The sequence below is a fragment of the Embleya sp. NPDC005575 genome, assembly GCF_040605455.1.
GTDB lineage: Bacteria > Actinomycetota > Actinomycetes > Streptomycetales > Streptomycetaceae > Embleya.
In genome coordinates, this window is the sequence record NZ_JBEXCV010000049.1 from 12478 (window position 1) to 30867 (window position 18390).

General features: G+C 70.0%; 14 protein-coding genes. 3 read left to right on the top strand and 11 right to left on the bottom strand.

Going from position 1 to position 18390, the window contains the following annotated elements; translation table 11 throughout:
• Nucleotides 1-95: 95 nt before the first annotated feature.
• The 5 genes from ABZS54_RS18485 to ABZS54_RS18505 all read right to left on the bottom strand — a co-directional run bounded on the left by ABZS54_RS18485 (nt 96) and on the right by ABZS54_RS18505 (nt 5629).
• Entirely contained in the window at nt 96-644 is a 549-nt protein-coding gene (locus tag ABZS54_RS18485) for a peptidoglycan-binding domain-containing protein (protein WP_355536589.1), read from the bottom strand.
• A 387-nt stretch (nt 645-1031) separates the two neighbouring features.
• Complete coding sequence (locus ABZS54_RS18490) at nt 1032-2720, bottom strand: ribonuclease J (protein WP_355536592.1); 1689 nt, start codon at nt 2718-2720, stop codon at nt 1032-1034.
• 125 nt (nt 2721-2845) lie between these two features.
• On the bottom strand, nt 2846-3745 hold the full coding sequence (gene dapA, locus ABZS54_RS18495) for a 4-hydroxy-tetrahydrodipicolinate synthase (protein WP_355536595.1): 900 nt from the start codon (nt 3743-3745) through the stop codon (nt 2846-2848).
• A gap of 347 nt (nt 3746-4092) precedes the next feature.
• Nucleotides 4093-4836 (bottom strand): FAD-dependent thymidylate synthase, encoded by a 744-nt coding sequence (gene thyX / locus ABZS54_RS18500; RefSeq protein WP_355536598.1) that lies wholly within the window; start codon nt 4834-4836, stop codon nt 4093-4095.
• Between the two features lie 49 nt (nt 4837-4885).
• Nucleotides 4886-5629, bottom strand: coding sequence for a hypothetical protein (locus ABZS54_RS18505; protein WP_355536601.1), 744 nt, complete (start codon nt 5627-5629; stop codon nt 4886-4888).
• Nucleotides 5630-5803: 174 nt separating this feature from the next.
• Here ABZS54_RS18505 and ABZS54_RS18510 point away from each other — a divergent pair, with 174 nt between their 5' ends.
• Entirely contained in the window at nt 5804-6349 is a 546-nt protein-coding gene (locus ABZS54_RS18510) for a GNAT family N-acetyltransferase (protein WP_355536604.1), read from the top strand.
• Nucleotides 6350-6488: 139 nt separating this feature from the next.
• Nucleotides 6489-7163 carry a helix-turn-helix domain-containing protein gene (locus tag ABZS54_RS18515; protein ID WP_355536607.1) on the top strand — a complete coding sequence of 225 codons (675 nt, stop codon included), beginning with the start codon at nt 6489-6491 and terminating at the stop codon, nt 7161-7163.
• Here the strand turns inward: ABZS54_RS18515 and ABZS54_RS18520 are convergent.
• From ABZS54_RS18520 to eccD, 6 genes are all read right to left on the bottom strand, one after another.
• Complete coding sequence (locus tag ABZS54_RS18520) at nt 7160-7618, bottom strand: hypothetical protein (RefSeq protein WP_355536610.1); 459 nt, start codon at nt 7616-7618, stop codon at nt 7160-7162. The genes ABZS54_RS18515 and ABZS54_RS18520 overlap by 4 nt on opposite strands.
• Before the next feature lie 5 nt (nt 7619-7623).
• Nucleotides 7624-8376 carry a 4-hydroxy-tetrahydrodipicolinate reductase gene (gene dapB, locus ABZS54_RS18525; protein ID WP_355536613.1) on the bottom strand — a complete coding sequence of 251 codons (753 nt, stop codon included), beginning with the start codon at nt 8374-8376 and terminating at the stop codon, nt 7624-7626.
• Between the two features lie 51 nt (nt 8377-8427).
• Entirely contained in the window at nt 8428-9789 is a 1362-nt protein-coding gene (locus tag ABZS54_RS18530; protein ID WP_355536616.1) for a pitrilysin family protein, read from the bottom strand.
• Nucleotides 9786-12008: a polyribonucleotide nucleotidyltransferase gene (locus ABZS54_RS18535; protein ID WP_355536619.1), complete on the bottom strand. Its 2223-nt coding sequence runs from the start codon at nt 12006-12008 to the stop codon at nt 9786-9788. The genes ABZS54_RS18530 and ABZS54_RS18535 overlap by 4 nt, the downstream gene beginning before the upstream one ends.
• Before the next feature lie 313 nt (nt 12009-12321).
• A complete protein-coding gene (rpsO, locus tag ABZS54_RS18540) occupies nt 12322-12609 on the bottom strand; it encodes a 30S ribosomal protein S15 (protein ID WP_020553079.1) in 288 nt (95 codons plus the stop codon).
• 144 nt (nt 12610-12753) lie between these two features.
• Nucleotides 12754-14154, bottom strand: coding sequence for a type VII secretion integral membrane protein EccD (gene eccD, locus ABZS54_RS18545; RefSeq protein WP_355536622.1), 1401 nt, complete (start codon nt 14152-14154; stop codon nt 12754-12756).
• A gap of 276 nt (nt 14155-14430) precedes the next feature.
• On the opposite strand from eccD, the gene eccCa reads away from it, so the two are divergent.
• Nucleotides 14431-18381 (top strand): type VII secretion protein EccCa, encoded by a 3951-nt coding sequence (gene eccCa / locus ABZS54_RS18550; RefSeq protein WP_355536625.1) that lies wholly within the window; start codon nt 14431-14433, stop codon nt 18379-18381.
• Nucleotides 18382-18390: the final 9 nt, after the last annotated feature.

Sequence of the window (18390 nt, forward strand, 5' to 3'; positions counted from 1 at the left end):
TGTGCACACCGCGTGACCCGAACCGCCCCCTCGATCCGGTTCCCGGCCGACCCGCCGACGCCCTTCGCCCCACCGCCCGACCCCGCCCGCCGTGCTCAGCCGGGGTCGACCGCCTGCTCCGCCTTCTTCCCACATCCCTTCTTCGCGCGGTAGAGCACCTTCCAGGTGGCCGCGTCCGTGACCCCCGACGGTTCGAGGCCGTTGCACTTCTGCACCCACCGGACCCCGTCCGCGGTGGCCGCGTCGAACACACCGTTCGCCGGCAGCTCCCCGGGGGCACCGGACCTCGTGTCGACCAGGCACTGCACCTGGGCGACCGCGTCGTCCCGATCCCCCTCACGCAGCTCCGGCCGGTTCTCCTTGGCCACGTGATCGCAGCGCGAGGCGGCCGCCGCCGGCGACCCGGGGGCCGTCATCCCCGTGCCCAGACCCAGCGCCGCACACGAGGTCAGCGCGATCGCCGCAGCCCGCCCCCGACGCCGCTGCCGCTGCCCGGGCCGGGCCTCGGGCGGTCGAGGTGCCGGCGGAATCGGCGGGGTCGGCGGGGTCGGCGGCGGCGCACCCCGCCGCGGGCCACCGCAGCGCCGGTCCCGCCGTACCGCGTCCAGTCCCGCGTTAAGTCCCGCGTTGAGTTCCGCGTCCATCTCTGCTCCTGACTGCCGATCCTGTCGACCGTGTCGACCTGTCCAGCGCCCGAAGGGCCGAGCGCCCTCCGAACACGACCGACGTTAGGAGCCGGCGGCCACGCCACCGAGAGGTACGAAAACCCGACTTTCAGACCACGGAATCGCCGAAAACCCCCCGATTCCCGCCCGCGGCACATCCGCCCCACTCCCGAACCGCACCCGATTCCCACCCACTGCGCACCGATTCCGGCGCTCCCCACCGAAGTCCGCACCCGCCATCCCCACCCCGAGCCCGCGCCACCTCGCACATTCGGTCGAGAACACGCCGCCGCCCTCGACCGCAAATGCCACAGGGCCCGCTACGAAGAATGCGTAGCGGGCCCTGTGCGCGTCGTCGACGAGGTATCAGACCTCCACGACCACCGGCAGAATCATCGGCCGGCGCCGATAGGTGTCGGACACCCACTTGCCCACGATCCGGCGCACCTGCTGCTGCAGTTGATAAGGCTCCGCCACGCCGTCGGCGGCCGCCTTCTGCAGCATCTCCTCGATCTTGGGGACCACCGCGTCGAACCGGGCGTCGTCGATGCCCGATCCACGTGCCGTGATCGTCGGTCCGCCGACCACCTTGCCGGAGGAGGAGTCCACAGCGAGGAACACGGACACGAAGCCCTCCTCGCCCAGAATGCGGCGATCCTTGAGCGAGGACTCGGTCACGTCGCCCACGGACAAACCGTCCACATAGACGTATCCGGCCTGCACCTTGCCGGTGATCTTGGCCACGCCGTTGACCAGGTCGACGGTGAGACCGTCCTCGGCGAGCACCACCCGGTCCTTGCGCACCCCGGTCTTGATGCCCAGGTCGGCGGCGGCGCGCAGATGGCGCCACTCGCCGTGCACCGGCATCAGGTTGCGCGGCCGGGTGAGGTTGAAGAAGTACAACAGTTCACCGGCCGAGGCGTGGCCGGAGACGTGCACCTTGGCATTGCCCTTGTGCACGACCTTGGCGCCCCAACGGGTCAGCCCGTTGATCACCCGATAGACCGAGGTCTCGTTGCCCGGGATCAGCGAGGACGCGAGCACCACGGTGTCGCCCTCGACGATCCGGATCTGCTGGTGCGAGCGGTTGGCCATCCGCGACAGCGCCGCCATCGGCTCGCCCTGCGAGCCGGTACACACGAGCACGACCTCGTCCGGCGGCAGGTCGTCCAACGTCTTGACGTCCACGACCAGCCCGGCCGGAATCTTCAGATAGCCGAGCTCCCCGGCGATCTTCATGTTGCGCACCATCGAGCGGCCGACGAAGGCGACCTTGCGCTCGTAGGCGTACGCGGTGTCCAGCACCTGCTGGATGCGGTGCACGTGGCTGGCGAAGCTGGCCACGATGATCCGCTGGTCGGCGTCTGCGAAGACCCGGTCCAGCACACCGGCGATGTCCCGCTCGGCCGGGATGAAGCCGGGCACCTCGGCGTTCGTGGAGTCCACGAGCAGCAGGTCGATGCCCTCGGTGCCCAGGCGCGCGAACGCCGGCAGGTCGGTCAGCCGGTTGTCCAGCGGCAACTGGTCCATCTTGAAGTCGCCGGTGTGCACGACGGTGCCGGCCTCGGTGCGGATGGCCAGCGCGAGCGCGTCGGGAATCGAGTGGTTCACCGAGATGAACTCGCACTCGAACGGACCGAGCCGCTCGATGTCGCCTTCCTTGACCTCCAGCGTGTACGGCCGGATGCGGTGCTCGGTGAGCTTGGCCTCGATGAACGCGAGGGTCAGCTTCGACCCGATCAGCGGAATGTCGGCCTTCTCGCGGAGCAGATACGGGACCGCACCGATGTGGTCCTCGTGCCCGTGCGTCAGGACGATCGCCTCGATGTCGTCGAGGCGATCCCGAATCGAGCTGAAGTCCGGCAGGATGAGGTCGACTCCGGGCTGCTCCTCCTCGGGGAACAGCACCCCACAGTCGACGATCAACAGCCGGCCGTCGAACTCGAAGACGGTCATGTTTCGGCCGATTTCCCCGAGACCACCCAGCGGGGTGATCCGAAGGCCGCCCTTGGGCAGCGCCGGCGGCGGGCCGAATTCGGGATGGGGATGGCTCAAGTTCTCTCCTCGCCACGTGCCGCCGCCCGGCCGTCCTGGACGGTCGTACGGGGACGCGCAAAAGCTCGTGTTCGGCCCGGGCGGGTGTGGTACCCGCCCGGGGCACTACTTACAGATATTCCTGTTTACAGCTCTACCCCACCTGCCGAGAGATCCTGCCTCAGCTGCGCGATCTGGGCCTTCGTGGCCTCGATCAGCGGCAGCCGCAGCGGCCCGGCGGGCAGGCCCTGCAATCCCAGAGCGGCCTTGGTGAGGATCACGCCCTGGGTACGAAAAATGCCGGTGTACACCGGAAGAAGACGCTGGTGGATCTCGCGCGCCTTGGCGACGTCGCCGCCCACGTAGGCGTCGATCATCGCGCGGAGCTCCGCCGACACGAGGTGCCCGACCACGCTCACCACACCGACCGCGCCGATGGACAGGAGCGGCAGGTTCAGCATGTCCTCACCGCTGTAGTACACCATGTCGGTGCGCGCCATGACCCAGCTCGCGGACGCGAGGTCGCCCTTGGCGTCCTTGTTCGCGACGATCCTGGGGTGCTCGGCGAGCCGGACCAGGGTCTCGGTCTCGACCGGTACGGCGCTGCGACCGGGGATGTCGTACAGCATCACCGGCAGCTCGGCGGCGTCGGCGACGGCGGAGAAGTGCCGGTACAGGCCCTCCTGCGGAGGCTTGTTGTAGTACGGGGTGACCACGAGCAGACCGTGTGCGCCGGCGGCCTGCGCCTGCCGGGCCAGCTCGACCGAGTGCCGGGTGTCGTTGGTGCCGACTCCGGCGACCACGAACGCGCGATCGCCCACGGCCTCCAGCACCGCCCGGACCAGCTGCTCTTTCTCCGCGTCGCTCGTGGTCGGCGACTCGCCGGTGGTGCCGTTGACGACGAGTCCGTCGTTGCCGGCGTCGACAAGATGGGAGGCCAGGCGCTGGGCGCCGGGAAGGTCGAGCGCACCGTCGGCCGTGAAGGGGGTCACCATCGCGGTGAGGACCCGGCCGAAGGGGGTCTGGGGGGTAGACGTCGGAGCCATGGCCCAAACCGTACCGGGCGCACACCTGACCTGCGGGTAGCACCCGCCCTATGAGACTTCGACCGGCACTTCGACCGGCACGTCGACCGCGACTTCGCGCACGCATTCCCCGAGACTTCGCCGGCCCCGCGCGCGGTGGTCCGGGTGCCGGCCGCACGCGCGCGGCGGCACGAGAGCCGCCACAAAAGTCGACACAAAAGAAAGGACCAGACGCTGCCCGCTCGGGGGTTCGAGCAGCGTCTGATCCCTTTCAGTATCGACCATTGATGGCGAAACCTTAGGGATTCGGGCGAAAAATTTCCGATGTCACCCTATGTGCCGATTTGACCACTCGGACGGGTCAATACCTATGGCGCGACTCGCCCGTTCGTGTTGAACGCCGCGTACGTGAGCGGCATGAGCTCGGCCCACGCGGCCTCCATCTTCTCCGCGACCATCTCGATCTCGCGCTGCGGGAAGGACGGGAAGGTCGCGTCCTCGCGCTTGGTGCGCAGCCCGAGGAAGTGCATCAGCGAACGCGCGTTGCAGGTCGCGTACATCGACGAGTAGAGGCCCACCGGCAGCGTCGTGCGCGCCACCTCGCGCGCGACGCCCGCCTCCAACATGCGCTGGTAGCCCGCATAGGCGGCCTCGTAGGACTCGCGCGTCGCGCTGTCCACCGTCTTGTACTGCTCGGGGGTGCCGTCGACGAAGACGTAGGCGCCCGGCTTGCCCTGCTGGACCAACTTGCGGTCCTCGGCGGGCACGTAGAACACCGGCTGCAGCTCGCGGTAGCGGCCGCTTTCCTCGTTGTACGACCAGCCGACGCGGTGCCGGTGGAACTCCCGGAAGACGAAGATCGGCGCGCTCACGAAGAACGTCATCGAGTTGTGCTCGAAGGGGCTGCCGTGCTTGTCCCGCATCAGGAAGTTGATCAGACCCTTGGACCGCGAGGCGTCCTTTTCGAGCTCGTCGAGGGACTTCTCCCCCGCCGTGGAGACCCGAGCCGCCCACAACACGTCCTGGTCGGCGGCGCTGTGCTTGATCAGCTCGACCGTGACGTCGCTGCGGAAACGGATGGCGGACGGATTCTCCTGGGGTGTTTCGGTCACGCGGAGTTGCTCCTCGTCGATGCGGTTCGGGTGAGACGGGCGCTCAAGCCTAACCACGCCCACCGACATCGCTCGACGCCGTGGCCGACGCCGTGGCCGAGCCGCCGGCCGTCGGCGTGGACCGCGGCACCACCACCGTGCCGGGTTGGCTCGCCGGACCCTCGGCGGGCCGGGTGGCGGCGCCCGCGGGCAGCGCCACGGACGTCTCGAAGGATGCCTTGTCCAGGCGGGACATGAACGGCTGCACCTGGATCACCAGCCTGCCGACCAGCTCGCGGGGCACCGCGAAGTTGTAGGTGAGCACCGTGTCGGCGTTGCGCGCCGCCTGATCCGGGCCGCCGCGCACGGGCCCGATCTTCGCGGGCCCGCACGGCAACCCGTCGGGCCCGGCGTACAGCGTCACGCCGAACAGGTCGGCCACCAGGTTGGAGCCGGTTCGGTTGGTGTATCTGATCGGGACGGCGACGTCGACCGTCTCGCGCTTCTCGTTCGGCACGCTCGCCGTGCGGGTCACCACGAGCGGCAGCGTGGCCACCGTCAGCCCGTTCGAGTACGTGTGCGAGCCCTGCTTCGGCGGGACCTGGCCGGGTGGAACCGCCGCGCCAAAAGGCGGTGCACCCGGCGCCGAACCGCCCGTCGGGTTCTTGTCCGGCAGATCCGCAGGATTGCCGGTGGCGCCCGCGGGAGCCGCCTTCGGCTTCTCGTCGTCGATCGTCGGACCGACCATGCAGCCGCTCGCGAGCAGCACGATCACCGCGCACGCCGGGGCGATTCGTCGGATCCGGACCCCCATGACCATCCTCCGCTGCCGCGCCCACCAACCCTTGGCGGACAGCGTCGCACGCCGCGCGCGAGGTCGGGAGCGCCTGTCCCGCGTGTCGCCCACGCGTGTGGGCGTTCGGTGAGCGGGGGACACAGGTCGCCCGGGCGCGCGAGAATCGGGCGAACTCGACGATGGGGGCGCCACATGACCGAACCGTACGTCCGCCCGGCCCACGCCGGCGACGGTGCCGCGTTGGGCGCCGCGCATGCCCGGGCCTGGCACGACGCCTACACCGGCGTGTTGCCGGCCGCCGCGCTGGAAGCAGCCACGCCGCAGGCGCTGGCCGCCGAGTGGGAGGACGCGGCGCTCGCGCCACCGTCGCCCCGCCACCGCCTGCTGGTGGCCTGCGCGGGCCCGACCGTGGCCGGCTTCGCGGCCCTGGTACCCGGCTCGGACGAGGATCTCGACCCGGCTCACACCGGCGAGTTGGCGATCCTGGTGATCGACCCGCCACGACAGCGCGAGGGCCACGCGTCCCGGCTGCTGACGGCGGTCGTCGCGGACGCCGCGACGGACGGCGTGCAAACGCTGGTGACCTGGGTCCTGGAGAGCGACAAGCCGTTGTACGACTTCCTGGTCGGCACCGGGTGGGCGCCCGACGGCGCAACGCGCGAACTGTGGGTGGACGAGGCGGGCCGGTCGGTGATCCGACAGGCCCGGCTGCACACGGCGGTGGCCACCGGGGGGTGAGCGCGGATCGGCGGGCCCTTCTCCCTCTTGGAGTGAGACGGCGGACGAACGTCTTGGCGTGAGACGGCGGGCGAACACGGTGAACACCACACCGCTGCGCCATTGAACAAGGTAAGTCAGCCGTCTTAACGTGGGCGCCGTGAGCCGAACTCCGACCCGCGAGCGCCTTCTGCTCACCGCCGAGCGGCTCTTCGCCGTGCACGGAATCGACGCGGTCTCGCTGCGACAGATCAGTGTCGCGGCGAGTCAGCGCAACAATTCGGCCGCGCAATACCACTTCGGCAACAAGGAGGAGTTGATCCGGGCGATCTTCGGGTTCCGGCTCGCGACGATCAACGCACACCGCGAGGACCTGGTCCGCGAGTCGGTCCGGACCGGCGTGGATCAGGAGCCGAGGGCGCTGGCCGAGGCCATGGTGCGACCACTGGCCGAACAGATCGACGTCGGCGGCAGTTTCTACCTGCGCTTTCTGGCCCGCGTGCACCAGCACATGGGCGCGAGCACGTACGCGCTGCCGGCGATGGGTCTGGAGGGCAGCTCGCCCGAGTTCGGCCGATTGATCGACCTCGCGCTGGGTCATCTGCCGACCGCCGTGCGGCGCAACCGGCTGCGGCTGAGCGGGAGTCTGGCGGTGCATGCCACGGCCGACCGCGAACAGCGGGTGCACGAGGGGCAGGCGCACGACGTACTGCCGCCGGCGGCCTTCGTCGCGGACCTGGTGGACGCCGTGGTCGGCATCCTGGCCGCGCCGGTGTCGGCCCAGGTGCTGGCCGCGTTGGAGCCGCCGACGGGAAGGCCGGCCAGGACCGGTTAGGCCGAGGTCGCGGACGCCCTGCCCGCGTGCAGGCGGATCGCGGTGAGCATGGCCCGGCGCCCACGCGCGTTGTCGCGCGCGTCGCCGTACGCGATGGCCAGCCGATACCAGACCCGCCAGTCCTCGGGGGCGGCCTCGGCCTCCACCTTGCGGCGTTCGAACACCGCGTCCGCGCTGTCCCGGTCCACCCGGCCGCCCGGCGTGCGGTCCAACTCGTCCGGCGGCAGGCCGCCCTCGGCCTCCAACTCGCGGGCCAGGCGCTGCATCGCGAAGCCGAAGCGCACCTCACGCCAGATGTACCAGGCGCCGACCACCGGCACGAGCAGGATCGCCAGACCGAGCACGATGGTGACCGGCTCCCCGTCGCGAATCGCGATCAGGCCGCGACTCCCGACGAGGAACACGTAGAACACCAGAACCGCGATCAGCACGAGCGCGGTGACACGTTGCTTCACGATGCTCAGTCCAGGTCGAGGAAGTGTTCCAGGCCCACGGTCAGGCCGGGCGCGGAGACCACACGACGCACCCCGAGCAGCACGCCCGGCATGAACGACGTGCGCTGGAACGAGTCGTGCCGGATGGTCAACATCTCGCCCTCGTCGCCGAGCAGGACCTCCTGATGGGCGACCAGACCGCGCAGGCGCACCGCGTGCACCGGGACGCCGTCGACCTTGCCGCCGCGGGCGCCGTCCGGGTCGTCCACCGTCGCGTCGGGCATGTCCGCCAGGCCCGCCTGCCCGCGCGCCTCGGCGATCAGCTCGGCGGTCCGGCGAGCGGTGCCGCTGGGCGCGTCCAGCTTGTTCGGGTGATGCAGTTCGACGATCTCGACCGACTCGTAGAAGCGGGCCGCCTTGGCCGCGAACTGCATCATCAGCACCGCGCCGATGCCGAAGTTCGGCGCGATCAGGATGCCGGTTTCCGGGCTCTCGCCGAGCCACTCGCGCAGCTGCGCCAGACGGTCGGGGGTGAAGCCGCTGGTGCCCACGACGGCGTGGATGCCGGCGCCGGCGCAATATTCGAGGTTGCCCATGACCACACCCGGGTGGGTGAAGTCGACGGCGACCTGCGCGCCCGCCTTCGCAAGCTCCGCGAGGTCGTCGCCTTCGTCGACGCGCGCCACCAGTTCGAGGTCGGCCGCGGCGTCGACCGCCCGGCACGCCTCGGAACCCATGCGGCCGGCCGCACCGATCACACCCACCCGGATTGCAGTCATGTTGTCGTGCACTCTCCAGTCAGAACGGTTTCGACTTCGATCGGAGCGCGATCAGGCGGACGCGGCGGCGAAGTCCCCGTCGTCGGTGAACGGTCCGACCACGGCCAGGGTGGGCCGCGCGGCGAGCAGGTGCTTCGCCACGTCGTGGATCTCGGCGGCGGTAACCGCGGCGATCCGGGCGAGCACCTCGTCGACGGACAGGTGTTCGCCGTAGACGAGTTCGCTCTTGCCGATCCGGCTCATCCGGGACCCGGTGTCCTCCAGGCCCAGCACGGTCGAGCCGCGCAGTTGCCCGATGGCCCGATCTATCTCGTCCTGCGGCAGGCCCTCGCGGACCACCCGGTCCAGCTCGGTCCGGCAGATCTCGATCACCTGGCGGGCCTTCTTCGGCTGGCAGCCGGCATAGATGCCGAACACGCCCAGGTCGGCGTAGCCGGAGTGGAAGGAGTAGACCGAGTAGGCCAGGCCGCGCTTCTCCCGGATCTCCTGGAAGAGCCGCGAGCTCATCCCGCCGCCGAGCGCGGTGTTGAGCACGCTGAGCGCGAATCGCCGGTCGTCGTCCCGGGCCAGCCCCGGCATGCCCAGCACCAGATGGGCCTGCTCGGTCGGCCGGTTCAGCACCCGTACGCTGCCGGCCGCACGGACGCCGCGGCCGCCGGCGCGCGGTGCGGCGGGCACCGCCGCCTCGTCCACGCGCACGTGCGCGAACGCCTTCTTGACGAGGCGAACCACCTTGGCGTGATCGACGTTGCCGGCGGCGGTCACCACCATGTTCGGCGCCTTGTAGCGACGCTTGTAATAGCCGCTGATCTGGGTCCGGGTGAGCGCGTTGATCGACTCGACCGTGCCCAGCACCGGGCGACCGAGCGGGGCGTCGCCGAGCATCGCGTCGTAGAAGAGCTCGTGCACGAGGTCGCCGGGCTCGTCCTCGTTCATCGCGATCTCCTCGAGGATCACGCCACGTTCGGCGTCCACGTCCTCGGCGTCGATCAGCGAGCCGGTCACCATGTCGCAGATCACGTCTATCGCGAGCGGGAGATCGGTGTCGAGCACGCGTGCGTAATAGCACGTGTACTCCTTGGTGGTGAACGCGTTCATCTCACCACCGACCGCGTCCAGCTCGGCCGAGATCTCCAGCGCGTCGCGCTTCTCGGTGCCCTTGAACAGCAGGTGTTCGAGGTAGTGCGAGGTGCCGGCCAGGGCGGGGGTCTCGTCCCGCGAGCCGACCCCGACCCAGATCCCGAACGTGGCGGAGCGCACGGACGGCATGTTCTCGGTGATCACCCGAAGGCCGCCGGGCAGGACGGTGCGACGGACGGCTCCGGTGCCGTCCGCGTCACGCAGCAGGGTCTTCGTGGAACCAGGCCGCTGCGCGGACGCAGCGACCTGGTTCTTCGACGAGGAGGACGTCACTTGGCGGCAGCGTCCTCGGAGGCCTCGGCGTTGTCTTCGCCCTCGATGACCGGGACGAGCGACAGCTTGCCGCGCTGGTCGATCTCGGCGATCTCGACCTGCACCCTGTCGCCGACCTTGATCACGTCGTCGACGTTCTCGACCCGCTTGCCGCCGGCGATCTTGCGCAGCTGCGAGATGTGCAGCAGGCCGTCCTTGCCGGGCATCAGCGACACGAACGCGCCGAACGTGGTGGTCTTGACAACCGTACCCAGGTACCGCTCGCCGACCTCGGGCATCGTCGGGTTGGCGATCGCGTTGATCGTCGCCCGCGCGGCCTCGGCCGAGGTGCCGTCCGAGGCACCGATGTAGATCGTGCCATCGTCCTCGATGGTGATCTCGGCACCGGTGTCGTCCTGGATCTGGTTGATCATCTTGCCCTTCGGGCCGATGACCTCGCCGATCTTGTCCACCGGGATCTTGACGGTGATGATGCGCGGCGCGAACTGCGACATCTCGTCCGGCGTGTCGATGGCTTCCATCATCACGTCGAGGATGTGCAGGCGGGCGTCCTTGGCCTGCTTGAGCGCACCGGCGAGCACCGACGCCGGGATGCCGTCGAGCTTGGTGTCGAGCTGGAGCGCGGTGACGAACTCCTTGGTGCCGGCGACCTTGAAGTCCATGTCGCCGTACGCGTCCTCGGCACCGAGGATGTCGGTCAGGCACACGTACTCGGTCTTGCCGTCGACCTCGTCCGAGATCAGACCCATCGCGATGCCCGCGACCGGCGCCCGGAGCGGCACACCGGCGTTGAGCAGCGACATCGTGGACGCGCAGACCGAGCCCATCGAGGTCGAGCCGTTGGAGCCGAGCGCCTCGGACACCTGGCGGATCGCGTACGGGAAGTCCTCGCGGGCCGGCAGGACCGGGAGGATGGCGCGCTCGGCGAGCGCGCCGTGGCCGATCTCGCGGCGCTTGGGCGAGCCCACGCGGCCGGTCTCGCCGACCGAGTACGGCGGGAAGTTGTAGTTGTGCATGTAGCGCTTGCGCGTCTCGGGCGAGAGCGTGTCGAGCATCTGCTCCATGCGCAGCATGTTCAGCGTGGTGATGCCCAGGATCTGGGTCTCGCCGCGCTCGAACAGGGCCGAGCCGTGCACGCGCGGGATGACCTCGACCTCGGCCGACAGGGTGCGGATGTCGGTCAGGCCGCGACCGTCGATGCGCACCTTGTCGCGCAGCACGCGCTGACGCACGAGCTTCTTGGTCAGCGAGCGGAACGCGCCGCCGATCTCCTTCTCACGGCCCTCGAACGCCGGGAGCAGCTTCTCCGCGGCCAAGTCCTTGATGCGGTCGAGCTCGCTCTCGCGGGCCTGCTTGCCGGCGATGGTCAGCGCGGCCGACAGCTCGTCGGTCACCGCGGCGGCCAGCGCCTCGAAGACGTCGTCCTGGTAGTCCAGGTAGACCGGGAACTCGCCGGTCTCCTTGGCGGCCTTCTCGGCGACCTGGACCTGCGCGGCGCACAGCGCCTTGATGAACTTCTTGGACGCCTCGAGGCCGTCCGCGACGACCTCCTCGGTCGGCGCGTCCGCGCCGCCCTTGACCAGCTCGATCGTGCCGGTCGTGGCCTCTGCCTCGACCATCATGATCGCCACGTCGCCGTCCTCGAGCACGCGGCCCGCGACGACCATGTCGAACACGGCGCGCTCGAGCTCGGTGTGCGTGGGGAAGCCGACCCAGGTGCCGTCGATGAGCGCCACCCGGACGCCACCGATCGGACCGGAGAACGGCAGGCCCGCGAGCTGGGTGGACATCGAGGCCGCGTTGATCGCGACGACGTCGTACAGGTGGTCCGGGTTGAGCGCCATGATCGTCTCGACGATCTGGATCTCGTTGCGCAGGCCCTTCTTGAAGGACGGGCGCAGCGGACGGTCGATCAGGCGACAGGTGAGGACGGCGTCCTCGGACGGGCGGCCCTCACGACGGAAGAACGAGCCGGGGATCTTGCCCGCGGCGTACATGCGCTCCTCGACGTCCACCGTCAGGGGGAAGAAGTCGAGCTGGTCCTTCGGGCGCTTCGAGGCGGTCGTGGCCGAGAGCACCATGGTGTCGTCGTCCAGGTAGACCACGGCGGAGCCGGCGGCCTGCCGGGCCAGCCGGCCGGTCTCGAAGCGGATGGTGCGGTTGCCGAACGTGCCGTTCTCGATGACTGCTTCGGCGAAGCTGATGTCGGGACCCTCCACGGGTACCCTCCTCGTTCGTTTCGAGGGAGGTCCGCGGCGCATGACGCCTGAAGGGCCGGCCGAGCCGGTCTTCGATCGAAGCACCCGGGTGCGTTACCCGGGGGCCACTACCGAGGACCGGCGCTGTAGGTCGGCGCCTTGGTCGCGACGCGGCGCTCCCAGTCTTTGTTCGTCCCGCTCGAGCGCGAGCGGTTTCGTATTGTCTTGTTCTATCTCAGCGCGGGATACCCGCGCGCGGAATACAGCCTACAAAGACCGTGTCCGGATACGGCGAAGGAGCGGCTCGCGAAAGCCGCTCCCCCGTCGTGCGTTACTAGCGGATGCCGACGCCGCTGCGGCGGATGCTCAGGCGGTCCGTCAGCGTGCGGTAGCGCTCGATGTCCTTCTTGGCCAGGTAGCCGAGCAGGCGACGACGCTGGCCGACCAGGAGCAGCAGGCCCCGGCGGCTGTGGTGGTCGTGCTTGTGCTCCTTGAGGTGGGCGGTGAGCTCGTTGATGCGGTAGCTCAGGATCGCGACCTGCACCTCGGGGGAGCCGGTGTCGCCTTCCTTGGTGGCGTAGTCGGCCATGATCTGCTTCTTCGTTGCGGTGTCGAGCGACACGTGTTCTCCCTCTGCAAGGTGGTGAGCGCCCCCGGTCTGACTCACGGAGGCAACGGGGCTCACATGGTGCGGGCGCGCGGCCCGTGGGCAGCGCGCATCCCGGGCACGCGGCTCCGGGATACGGACAACCCTAGCAGGAGCGCATCAGGCTGTGATGTTCCGCAGCTTGTCGTACAGATCCAGCACCGCCAGGCACAGCGGAACGACGGACACCATCAGCATGCCTTCGAGCACGTCCATCAGCCGCCCCCAGAACGGGGACAGCCCGCGGGTGGGCACGGTGGTCGCGACGATCGCGAGCAGCGCGCCGACCGCGCACACCAGCGCGAAGATCCAGCCCTGGCGCTCCTTGTCCAGGAATCCGGTGTCCAGGCTCAGCCCGACGAAGAGCATCGCGAGGCCGAGCAGGCCGGCCGTGTACAGCACGGTGACCTGCGTGGTGTGCCTGAACAGGCGGGCGCGACCGAGGGTGACCAGGGCCAGTACGGCGGTCAGGATCCGGGTCCACATGGTGTCGACGTTGCCCAGCACGACACACGAGACGACGATCACAGCCGCGCACGCCCCGGTGAGGCCGCTGAGCAGCTCGTGCCCGTTGCGGGCCCGCGCGGCGACGTCGGCGTGGTCGAGGGTGTCGCTCTGCCGGGCCGTGGGCGCGTCCGAGGGCAGGAAGCCGATCGGCAGGCGGGCGAGGCGGGCCGCCCAGGAGGGCAGGAAGGCGATCATCGCGATCGCGACGGTGCCGGCGACGGCCGCCGCCTCGCGCGGGCCGCTCTCGAAGGTGATCAGGCCGAAGGTGGCCGACGTGCCGAGCGCGCCGGCCCCGGCGCCGGCGATGTAGACGGCGCCGCGCTCCGGCAGCAGCGCGGCGATCAGCGTGGAGATCACCAGGACCGCGACGCAGGCGGCCAGGAACTGGACCCGTCCGGGGCCCTCGCGCACCGGCGGCTCGATCGCGCCCAGGCCGGCCAGGAAGGCGTTCGGCAGCGCGCCGAGGCCGAGCACGGCGCCGCCCACGTGGTCCCCGTACACCCGGGAGCGCACGCCCGCGACCACGGTGAGCACCAGGGCCAGCGAGCCGCCGACAATGGCGGGCAGGCCGTGCGGCAGGGGGGTCATCCGCCAGAGCGCGATGGCGCCGAGGGTGAAGAAGGCTGCCGCACCGGACAAGCCGGCGATCCGCAACATCTCCGGCGTCCACAGCCGGTTGTCGCCGGCGACCGAGGTGGCCACCGAGTCGGCCACGTCGTCGTAGACCGGCGGCGGCGGGGCGTCCGCGAGCGCGGTGAAGCGCAGCAATTCGCCGTCGCGCACGTTCTGCCCGGCCAGGGTGAGCGCGCTGTCCAGGGGCTCGCCGTCGAACCGGGTGAGCTGGAAGCCGGTCACCGCGCCGTTGCGCTGGGTCTGCCCGGACAGCCGGAGTATCTCCGGGTACAGCTCCGCGAGCGGGACCTCTTCGGGCAGCGCGAGATCGACTCGGCAGTCCGGCGCGATGACGGTGATCCGGGCGAACCCGGTGGTGACCGTCGTGGTCGTGGAGTTCACCTGTGCAGATCCCCCTGCTTGTAGCTGCCCCGTGTCCCGCGGCCCCGAGGGGCCGGGATGACGACGCACTCTATAGCCGCGACACGGCCGGCCGCTGGCGCCGACGGGGTCGGCCAGTAGTATGCGGCGCACACACGAACGGCTCAACCGGTTCACGTGTGCATGGAGACGACCCTGACGGGGTGGGTTGACTCACATCACCTGCTCCTTTTCCGTGTTCTGCGGCGGGCTCGATCCATGTCCAGGGATCCTCGCGACGGATGAGGCTGATTCACCTTGACCGTGGTCATCGTCAAGCGCCCGCCCAGGGTGCTGCCCTCTCCTGTGCCGGCGGAGGAGATCCAGCTCCAGGCACCGCCCGAACTGGAGCGACCGACCGACCAGAACTGGATCATGAGCGTGCTCCCGATGATGGGCATGCTCGGCTCGGCCGGCTTCTTCTTCATGCCTGGTGCGCCGAAGATGATGATGGTCATGGGCGGCATGATGATGATCTCGTCGCTGGTCATGGTGGTCGCCAACATCATCAAGTCGCGTGGTGGCAATCGGGTCCAAATGCTCGATGCCCGACGCGACTACCTCAAGTACCTCGCCCAGCAGCGCAAGGAGGTCCGTCGGACCGCCCGCAAGCAGCGCGACGCGCAGTTGTGGACGCACCCGGACCCGGCGCAGCTGTGGTCGGTGGCGGCGGGCGAACGGCGGATCTGGGAACGCCGGGCCGGTGACGCCGACTTCGGACAGGTCCGGGTCGGCGTGGGCCAGCAGCAGTTGTCCACCCCGCTGGTGGCGCCGAGCACCGCGCCGCTGGAGGAGTTGGAGCCGCTGTGTGCGGACGCCATGCGGCGCTTCCTGCGCACCCAGGCGACGCTGGACGACCTGCCGATGGCGGTGTCGCTGCGCTCCTTCTATCACCTGACCGTCTCCGGCGAGCCGGAGCGGGTGTACGGACTGACTCGGGCAATGCTGGGCCAACTCGCGGTGCTGCACTCGCCGGACGACGTGCGCATCGTGGTGGCCACGGACGCGAACTCGCTGCCGCGCTGGGACTGGCTGAAGTGGTTGCCGCACGTGCAGCACCCGTCGCAGTCGGACGGCGCGGGTTCGATCCGGATGATCGCGGGCGACCTGGGCGAGATCGAGGAGTGGCTGGCCGAGGACCTGGCCGGGCGCTCGCGCTTCGCGGCCGGCGCGCAGCCCGTACTGGACCAGCCGCACCTGGTGGTGGTCCTGGACGGCGGCGGCGTGCCCGCCAACTCGCTGCTCGCGGGGGCGGACGGATTGCAGGGCGTGACCATCGTCGAGGTGGTGCCCGGTCCGCTGGACGAACTGCGCGGCGGACTGGCGATCATCGCCGAGGAGGACCGGCTGACGCTGGAGTCGACGGCGGGTGCGTACGAGGGGATGCCCGACTTCCTGTCGGCGGGCGACGCGGAGGCGCTCGCCCGGAAGCTGGCCCCGCTGCGGCTGTCGGCCAACGACGACGACGAGCCGCTGCTGGCCAACCTGGACTTCACCGACCTGATGGGCATCGGTGACGCCGCGCAGGTGGACGTGTCGCAGACCTGGCGGCCCAGGCCGCCGAACGACCGGCTGCGGGTGCCGATCGGGATCGGCCAGAACGGCGAGCCGATCATGCTGGACATCAAGGAAGCGGCGATGGAGGGCATGGGCCCGCACGGCCTGTGCGTCGGCGCGACCGGTTCCGGCAAGTCCGAGCTGCTGCGCACCCTGGTGCTGGGCCTGGCCACCACGCACAGCTCGGAGATCCTCAACTTCGTGCTCGCCGACTTCAAGGGCGGCGCGACCTTCTCCGGGATGTCGGACATGCCGCACGTCGCGGCGGTGATCACCAACCTGTCCGACGACCTGACCCTGGTCGACCGCATGCGCGACTCGATCACGGGCGAGCTGAACCGGCGGCAGGAGCTGCTGCGTTCGGCGGGCAACTACGCCAACATGCACGACTACGAGCGCGCGCGGGTCGCGGGCGCCGCACTCGAGCCGCTGCCCTCGCTGGTGATCATCATCGACGAGTTCAGCGAACTGCTTACCGCCAAGCCGGACTTCATCGACATGTTCATCCAGATCGGTCGCATCGGTCGATCGCTGGGCGTACACCTGCTGCTCGCGTCGCAGCGCTTGGAGGAGGGCCGGCTGCGCGGCCTGGACACGTATCTGTCCTACCGGATCGGTCTGCGTACCTTCTCCGCCGCCGAGTCCCGCGCGGCGATCGGCGTACCGGACGCCTATCACCTGCCGTCGGTGCCCGGCGCGGGCTATCTCAAGTTCGACACCGAGTCGATGGTGCAGTTCAAGGCCGCGTACGTCTCCGGCACCTACCGGGCCTCCGACCGGGTGCGGCGCAACCAGTCGGGCGCGCCCATGCCGGTGCTGTTCGGCAGCCAGTGGACGGCCGCGAACATGTGGAACCGGCAGCCGGACCTGCCGCCCGAGCCCGAACCCGAACCGGACATCGACAGCGCGCTCGCGGACACCGTGCTCGACGTGATCGTGCGCCGGATGGTCAACCAGGGTCCGCCCGCGCACCAGGTGTGGCTGCCGCCGCTGGCCGAGTCGAACTCGGTCGACCAGATGTTGCCGCCGCTTCAGGCCACCGCGGATCGCGGGCTGTCCTCGCCCGACTGGGGCGCGAACGGCCGGCTGGTGGTGCCACTGGGCCTGGTGGACAAGCCGTTCGAGCAGCGCCGCGACGTGATGTACGCGGACCTGTCCGGCGCGGCCGGCCACGCGCTCGTCGTGGGTGGCCCGCGCAGCGGCAAGAGCACCTTGCTGCGCACCATGATCGCCTCCTTCGCGCTGACCCACACGCCGGCCGAAGTCCAGTTCTACGTCCTGGACTTCGGCGGCGGTGGCATGGTCGCGCTGAGCGATCTGCCGCACGTGGGCGGGGTGGCGGGCCGGCTCGACGCCGAGCGGGTGCGCCGGATCGTCAGCGAGGTCAAGGGCATCCTGGACCGGCGCGAGGAGATGTTCCGGGTCAACAACATCGACTCGATCGACACCTTCCGCAGGCGCCGTGCCGCCGGGACGCTGCCGGACGAGGCCTGGGGCGACGTCTTCCTGTTCGTCGACGGCTGGTTGACCCTCAAGAACGACTTCGACGCGCTCGAGGCCGAGGTCACCGACATCGCCACGCGCGGCCTGGGCTTCGGCGTGCACGTGGTGCTCACCGCGTCCCGGCACCCGGAGATCCGGCCCGCGCTCAAGGACCAGATCCAGACCCGGTTGGAGCTGCGACTCGGCGAGACGATGGAGTCCGAGGTCGACCGGCGGCTCGCGGCGAACGTGCCCACCGGCGCGCCGGGTCGCGGCCTGTCCCCGGACAAGCTGCACTTCCTGGCCGCGCTGCCGCGGATCGACGGGGCGTCCTCGGCGGAGGACCTGGGCGAGGGCATGGCGGCCATGGTCGGCGCGATCAAGGCCGCGTGGGCGGGGCCGCCCGCTCCCCCGGTGCGGGTGCTGCCGATGCTGCTGCCGTACGAGCAGTTGCCGACGCCCGCGCAGGTGCCCGGTCGGCCGATCCCGATCGGCGTGGACGAGGCGACGCTCAGCCCGGTGTACCTGGACTTCAACGTCGACACGAACTTCGTGCTGTTCGGCGAGAGCGAGTCCGGCAAGACCAACTTCCTGCGGCTGCTGGCGCGCGGCATCTCCGAGCGGTACACGCCGGCCGAGGCCCGGATCATCGTGTCCGACTACCGGCGCACGCTCTTGGACGTGGTCCCGGAGTCGCACCTGCTGGAGTACGCGGCGGCGGCGCCGGCCCTGACCTCGTTCATGAACGAGATCCGCGGCGGCATCGAACGCCGCCTGCCCGGGCCGGAGGTGACCCAGGATCAGCTGCGCAACCGGAGCTGGTGGAGCGGCCCCGAATTGTTCCTGCTGGTCGACGACTACGACCTGGTGGCCTCCTCGAGCGGCAACCCGGTCGGCAGCATCGCCGAGTTCCTGCCGCTGGCCCGCGACGTCGGCCTGCACCTGATCATCGCCCGCAGCAGCGGCGGCGCGGGCCGGGCCCTGTACGAGCCGGTCCTGCAAAAGCTCCTCGACCTGGGCACGTCCGGCCTGATCCTGTCCGGCAACCGCGACGAGGGCGCCCTGATGGCCAACGTCAAGCCGGCCCAACTCCCGCCGGGTCGCGGCCAGTTCATCACCCGCCGCCGAGGCGTCGAACTGATCCAGACGGCCTGGCTGGCGGAAACCTGACCGACCCAC

What these genes read in the sequence shown, in the direction of transcription:
- ABZS54_RS18485 (WP_355536589.1), bottom strand. Translation starts at nt 644, where the DNA reads ATGGACGCGGAACTCAACGCGGGACTTAACGCGGGACTGGACGCGGTA.
- dapA (WP_355536595.1), bottom strand. Translation starts at nt 3,745, where the DNA reads ATGGCTCCGACGTCTACCCCCCAGACCCCCTTCGGCCGGGTCCTCACC.
- ABZS54_RS18505 (WP_355536601.1), bottom strand. Translation starts at nt 5,629, where the DNA reads ATGGGGGTCCGGATCCGACGAATCGCCCCGGCGTGCGCGGTGATCGTG.
- ABZS54_RS18510 (WP_355536604.1), top strand. Translation starts at nt 5,804, where the DNA reads ATGACCGAACCGTACGTCCGCCCGGCCCACGCCGGCGACGGTGCCGCG.
- dapB (WP_355536613.1), bottom strand. Translation starts at nt 8,376, where the DNA reads ATGACTGCAATCCGGGTGGGTGTGATCGGTGCGGCCGGCCGCATGGGT.